The following is a 6174-nucleotide window of genomic DNA, read 5'->3' as shown; positions in this document are numbered from 1 at the left end:
TAGCCGCAAGCGGCAATAGCGAAAGTCTTTTGAGGATTTCCCGGCGATTCATGGTAGTATAGTTTTGGGCCAATCCAAATATAAATTTTTTTCAGCGCTTTTATGCAAAAAATTTGCAGATCGGCTGAGATTTTTTTGCATTGAATGGCGGGCGAGGGCCTGGGGATGCTTGTGCGACGGGCGCGGCGGAAGCCGCACCCTTATTTGCCCGGCATGGCCTTATAGGTTCCTATCTGGCAAGGCAAATAATAATTGGCATCCTGGAACCAGGTGCAGGTATCGTGCGAAGCGATGCAGAGGTAGTCGGTGCCCAGCTGTCCCGCCGGTTTGTAATGCGCACCATCATAATAATACTGCTTGATCCCGGAGCAGTCCCGGCTGTTTTCCCGAAGCGCAAAGGCGGCGACGACGGCAACGATGATAGCCGAGGTGGTTAGGATAAGTTTTAGCTTTTTCATGAAGTAAAGGTTTAGTTGGAAGGACTCGTAGCTAACAGCAGGTGTGCTTTGATAAGTTACGGGAAACCCGTCGGAGTACCTAACGGATTCCGCATTCTCTTTGCTCACCGCGGTAATGGCTCAGTGAAAGGAAGAAAAAGGGACGATGGCGGAGTTTTTACTGCGCCGGATAGACGGTTTTCCCATCGAGACCGGTGAGCCGGATGCTGTCGACGGCACAGAGGCCATTGGAGTGAAAGCCGAGGCCGGTGATAAGGCCGGCGGAGACATTATAGGATTGCGTGAGCACCATTTTCCCATCGATGGAGATCCTGACCCGTTTCCGGTCAACGATCATTTCGATGTTGTGCCAGGCGTGGACGTCGAAGGACAGCGGCGAGAGATCGTTGGTTTTTCCATTGACAAAATGTTCACCAAACTGCGCGTTGATGTCACCGCCTTCGCCGCTACAGCCGGGCATCGTGCAAACGAAATACATGAGGCCGTGCTGACAAAAAACCTCGGGCATGATCATCGGACAAGGGGTGTTGCGGAGTTCCGTCATGCGGATCCTTGCGTTGAGCCGGAAGTTGTCGGCGTTTGTCCCGATGTTGGTGGGAAAGTAACTGCAGAGAAAGATCTGCGGTTTCTCCGGGTCGATGTGGTTGGCGACGAGGTCTTGTTTCTCCAGGCCGAGGATGCCATTGCGGATGGGGTTGGCCGTGCGAATATAGGAAGGCAGTCCCTGGCTCAGGGATTCCTTGCTGTAAAAGAACCAGTCATCGGTGGGGATGCTGACCCCTAGGGTGGCGATGATCTTCTCGTTGGCGATGAGTTTGGCCGTGTGATAGCCCGGTTCATAATAGATGTCGGTAAGGGTGTGGCTGCCCTTTCCGATCCTTACCCGGCGATGTTTGTCCCAGGATTGCTGGATAAAAAAGCTGTCGCCCGGGACATGGTCGATGTCATAGGTAAAGATGACCGTATTAGGAACGGCGTTTACCGTGGTCCGGCGGATGCCGAAGGAGGCCTTTGACGGGTGGTCCGCGTTGGACGAGAAATAGTTCCAGGACAGCAGGGCCAGCAGGACAAAGAACAATACGCCGGCGCCGATAAGCGGGTAGGAGGGACGGCGGCGAAGGATATCGGGGGATGGCGCGATCGGCGGGCGGGTGACAGGGGTGGATGCCTGCGACGGAGCAGATGGTTCGACGCCCAGCAGAGCAACAGGTTCGACGCTCCGTGGAGCGGGTTCGGCGCCCAGCAGAGCAGCGGGTTCGGCGCCCGGCGGAGCCGTGGTCGCAGCCGCCTGTTGCTTGGCCCCTTTAAAAGCCTGCCAATCAGCATAACCAAGGTAAACCGAAAGCGCATTTAACGTGGCGACCTGCGGGAGCCTGTTGTATTGCCCGTTGACGATACGTTTGATCGTCGAAAGGCTGATCAGGATGCCCGAGCTCTCTTCGATGCGTTGGCACAAATATTCCAGGTCGCGCTGCCGCATCTCCTTCCAATCGGCGAAGCCGTGACGGGCGGCCAGTTCCTGTGCCCCGAGTTCGATCAATTGGCGGTCGGTCATATGCTGCTGTTCGCGTTTTGGTTGTTTTTGAATGGTTTTTGAAGGGGATCTTATCAGCAGGGTTCCGAGATTTGAAGGGAATCCATTACGCTTAAATCCATAAAAATGAGTCCCTTCTACAAAAGGTTGTTTCTTACGGTACTGATTGCCGGCTCCCTTGACCTCACCTATGCCTATACCGCCGGCTATATCCGTAACGGCAGGCTATCGACAAAGATGTTCCAATATATCGCCGGAGGTGCGCTCGGGTTGAAAAATTCGTTGAACGGTGGAGTGCCGGTGATCCTCCTGGGCATCTTCTTCCATTATTTTATCGTCACTTGCTTTACTCTCTTCTTTTTCTTTCTCTATCGTAAAAATAGAATTTTCGGACTAAACAAATATATCGCGGGCCTGCTTTATGGCTTTTTTATCTGGAGTGTCATGAATCTTGTGGTCCTGCCGCTAAGCGCGCTGCCGTCTGCCACTGTCAATATTGAGAAGGCGTTGTTGGATGCGGTACTCCTTGGAGTGGTGATCGGGCTGCCGGTGTCGTTGAGCGCCAGCAGGTATTATGGGGATGCCCGGCCGCAGGTACAGTAAGACGGCTTTTTTCCGGGATCGCGGCGGTGTCGGTTCACTGACATTTTACCGCGATCTTTTTGTAAAGGATCTCGCCTCGTTCGGTGATGCCGGTGATGCTGGCCGACCAGGCGCCGGGTTCGTGGGCGGTCATGAATTGCAGGGTCGCCTTACCGCTATTGTCGGTGAGCAGGCCGGGGTCCCAAAAGAGGGTGGATGGCGGGTGGCCGGCAGGCATGAACGGCGGTTGCGTATAATAGCCCTTGGGATAAACAGTGGCAACGCCTTTATCATTGACGGCAGAGATCCCTTTTCGCTGGTTGACGGTGTTGATCAGGATGACGCCTCCCGCTCCCTGCACCCCGTACATCGCCGTCAGCGGACCGTTCAGGATCTCGATAAAGTCGATGTTATACGGATCAAGAGTCTGCAGAAAGCTTTTTACGTCGGTGCTCAATGACTGCTGCACCCCGTCCATTACGATCAGCGGCTGGATACCCATCGTGCCGGTGCCCTGTCCCATCTTGACCGTCGACGACATACTCCCCACGCCGGTGTTAAAGCCCGGCACATTACGGATAGCATTGTTGAGTGCCTCGATGCCGCCATTGCTGAACACATCGGAGGTGATGATCTGTGAGAAGGGGCTTACGCGGCGTGACTGATCGTAGGGCGCGCCTCTGTTCCCCTGTACGGTTACCGGCTTTAGCATCCCCACTTTATCCATTACCAGGGTGTCCGTCATGCGGTGCGACCGGTAGCTCCGGATGCCCGCAATTTCCGCGGGCGTAAAGCCCTTCTTCAAACGCGCGGGAGTATTGAAATGCGGGAAATCGAATTTGTCAAAGCTGACCCTTCCTTCCTGTCCCTGTCCCTTCAGGTTGGTGACTTTCAGATTAAAGAACGTCCCATCGTCATAGTCGGGGAGATCGAAGCGGAAATTCCCTTTTGCGTCGGTCGTATCCAACTGAAAGATGTGTTTGTCGCCGTTGAAGATATTGACGAGATGTCCGGCGAGGGGTTTGTCTGCCTTGTCAAGCGCAACACCGGTGAGCTGAAAAAGGGTCTTCTCCTGGGTGGCAGAGTCTGCCGTGCCCTTGTCTGCCGCGATCGGCGTCGGGAAGCTTTGATAGACGGGGCGCTGGAGAAGCATGAGAAGGTCGCGTTCTTCGGGCGATAGCGGCGGCGTGGCGGCCGGCGCATCCCCGGGGTTGTCGGTCACCGCTATCGTGAACAGCGCCTTTACCGGTTGGCTGTTGCTCGCAGAGGCTACGCTGATGTTGAGGTCCACTTTTTCCCCGGGACCATAGACCGCTTTTGTAGTAGCCGCGGTGACGGGATCGGCCGCCTGCTTTTCGAGCCAGACGGCCCGCTGGCTGACAAGCCGGTTTTGGTCGTCGAAGAGGAAGAAGGTGGCTTTTCCCGCAGGGAAGTTGTCCGCCGGTACGGTGACCTCATACATATCGGTGCCCCTCGCCGCAAAGCAGAGGCTGTCGCGGCTGATGCCGAGGATCTGCGAGACCTTGTTCTTTTTGTAAAGAGAATCACCCAGGGATACCCGCAGGCGGAGCGTTCGTTCGGCCTGCGCGATGAGCGTCAACTGATACGCAAACTGGTCGATGACGGGAAGCGGCCAGAGGCGTTCGCGGTTGTTCCGGCCTTTTGTATGAGCCGTATATTTTCTTGGATTGAACGCATCGAAGCTGAACTTGCCGATCCCCGGCCGCTGTGTGGTGAAGCGCACGACGGTATCGTTGCGGGTGTCGGTGACATAACCGCTGACGTCCACCGGTTGACCATTGCTGCCGGTGGCGCGGAAGGCGATGGTTGCCGTCGTTCCCGAAATGACCGGGCCGCCTTCGGGGAAGAAGATCAGTTGCGGGGCGCTGGTATCGGCTTGTTCCGGAACGTTGTTATGTGTATAGGCGGACAGTGCACGCGGATCGGGTTTGACGGCATTGACAACATACAGCGGTTTTACCGCGATGCGACCGCTGTCCGTCCGGAGGATAGCAGCCGTATAACCCCGCAGCCAGTAATAACCTTCCCGTAGCGAACCGGGCAGAAGGATGGAGCCATTGGTACGAAGCCGGGAAAGATCGAACAACAGTTGGCTGACGACGCTGTCCCTGTCATTGACGAGATCGACAAAGAGGGTCTTGCTGGTGTGGGTGAACCGGTTGGAAAGGGAGTCGAGACACCAGGCTTTGAACCAGATAGTCTCGCCGGCGACGTAGCTTGTTTTGTCCGTCAGCAGGACGATCTTTTCGGAATGGCCGGCCCGGATATATTTTATGAATTGCCCGGCCAGGTTGTCTGTGCCGGTTTGAGCGTTGGCGGATAGGCTTAGCAAGGCGAAGAGGGCAAGCAAGCAGTTGCGGGATGGCATAGTAGTTTTGAATGGTCCTACTAATATACCATTTATTTTATGGTATTCAGTTGCCTAGGCTGCCGATGTGCTGGTAGACGTCCCGGAAGCATTTCCAGGCGGTGTTGGGTCGCGTTGTGCCCGTCTGGCCGATGCCGTAGAAGCCATTGAGGAAGAGGCGGGTCTGGCTCCAGGTGGTCTCGACGATGCCATAGAACCGGGGCTTCATTTCTTTTGTCGAGCCGTCACGGAAGCGGACCAGGTCGTCGACCTGCGCGATCCCGGATTCGGAGTTGCGCCAGGGGCAGGTGACGACGCGAAAGCCTTTCATGGCAAAGTAGACCGCCGTCTTGTCGGGGCGTTCGTAATGCCAGTCACAGATAACCACGTCTTTGGGGATGAGGTCGATGGCGCGCCAGGAGTTGTTATAGCTTGCCTCCCAGAGACCGATGCCGGTGGTCTTGCCGTCGATGAGCCGGTCTCCCCAGATCCAGAACTCCCGGCCCTTCTGCGCAAGATGGTCGTGGATGGCCCGGACCTCGTTTGCGAAGATCAATGCGGGATCCTGGCCGCCGCAACGCGGACATTTGGCTTCTGCCAGATAGAAGACCTCGTCCATTCCCCCGTGAAAGGCATTGCTTTCGAAGGCGTCGCAGAGTTCGTCGATGACGGCGAATAGCACCTCATGCAGTTTGGGATGAAGCGGGCAGTAGCTGCGGCAATATAGATTGTCGGCATTGGGCCAGACATAATGTTCGGGATTGGGTACCCACGGCGTCTCATCGAATTCGGGGTAAGCCTGCAGCAGTTTACCCGGATGCTGTTCCCATCCCTGGTGACCCAGGAGGTTGATCTGGGGGATGATGCGGATATTATTCCGGGTGCAGGCTTTTACGATCTTCTTTGCGTCGGCGTTGGACAGGGCGAAGCTATCGGTCAACTCCGGATGGGTCTTGAACTGATAATGATAGTCTACCAGCAGCAGAAGCGTATTGACCTTGCGGGGCGCGAGTTCTTCATTGATAAAATGGACAAAGGAGTCGACGCCTGCGGGCCGCGGGGCGTCGATGCAGAAACCCCTGACCGGTACCAGGCTGTCGAGGGGGCGTTGGGTGGGCGCCGTTTGGGGCGACTGGGCTTGTGCCGTTTGCTGCGACTGGGCTCGAGTCGTTTGCGGCTGCGTCAGGAAAAAGGCGATGACGGCAATCGTCGGAAGCAGGTAGTTTCTCATT

General features: G+C 56.0%; 5 protein-coding genes. 1 reads left to right on the top strand and 4 read right to left on the bottom strand.

The window, feature by feature from the left end; genetic code table 11:
* Positions 1–200 precede the first annotated feature (200 nt).
* The gene (locus VGM48_RS11460) at positions 201–458 is read right to left on the bottom strand and encodes a DUF6520 family protein (RefSeq protein WP_331579150.1); all 258 of its coding nucleotides are present in this window, start codon (positions 456–458) and stop codon (positions 201–203) included.
* A gap of 157 nt (positions 459–615) precedes the next feature.
* The gene (locus VGM48_RS11455; RefSeq protein WP_331579148.1) at positions 616–2013 is read right to left on the bottom strand and encodes a hypothetical protein; all 1398 of its coding nucleotides are present in this window, start codon (positions 2011–2013) and stop codon (positions 616–618) included.
* A gap of 105 nt (positions 2014–2118) precedes the next feature.
* On the opposite strand from VGM48_RS11455, the gene VGM48_RS11450 reads away from it, so the two are divergent.
* On the top strand, positions 2119–2595 hold the full coding sequence (locus tag VGM48_RS11450) for a hypothetical protein (protein ID WP_331579146.1): 477 nt from the start codon (positions 2119–2121) through the stop codon (positions 2593–2595).
* Between the two features lie 34 nt (positions 2596–2629).
* Here VGM48_RS11450 and VGM48_RS11445 read toward each other — a convergent pair whose 3' ends face one another.
* Positions 2630–4963 carry a Plug domain-containing protein gene (locus tag VGM48_RS11445; RefSeq protein WP_331579144.1) on the bottom strand — a complete coding sequence of 778 codons (2334 nt, stop codon included), beginning with the start codon at positions 4961–4963 and terminating at the stop codon, positions 2630–2632.
* 46 nt (positions 4964–5009) lie between these two features.
* On the bottom strand, positions 5010–6173 hold the full coding sequence (locus VGM48_RS11440) for a family 20 glycosylhydrolase (protein WP_331579142.1): 1164 nt from the start codon (positions 6171–6173) through the stop codon (positions 5010–5012).
* Between the last annotated feature and the right edge of the window lies 1 nt (position 6174).

It is taken from the genome of Puia sp. (genome assembly GCF_036500295.1).
Classification (GTDB): Bacteria; Bacteroidota; Bacteroidia; order Chitinophagales; family Chitinophagaceae; genus Puia.
The sequence above is the reverse complement of the archived record's forward strand: the minus strand, read 5'-3'. Positions and strand labels throughout refer to the sequence as shown.

Excerpts from the sequence above, each read along its gene's own strand:
- VGM48_RS11445 (WP_331579144.1), bottom strand. The coding sequence starts at position 4,963 with ATGCCATCCCGCAACTGCTTGCTTGCCCTCTTCGCCTTGCTAAGCCTA.
- VGM48_RS11440 (WP_331579142.1), bottom strand. The coding sequence starts at position 6,173 with ATGAGAAACTACCTGCTTCCGACGATTGCCGTCATCGCCTTTTTCCTG.
- VGM48_RS11450 (WP_331579146.1), top strand. The coding sequence starts at position 2,119 with ATGAGTCCCTTCTACAAAAGGTTGTTTCTTACGGTACTGATTGCCGGC.
- VGM48_RS11460 (WP_331579150.1), bottom strand. The coding sequence starts at position 458 with ATGAAAAAGCTAAAACTTATCCTAACCACCTCGGCTATCATCGTTGCC.
- VGM48_RS11455 (WP_331579148.1), bottom strand. The coding sequence starts at position 2,013 with ATGACCGACCGCCAATTGATCGAACTCGGGGCACAGGAACTGGCCGCC.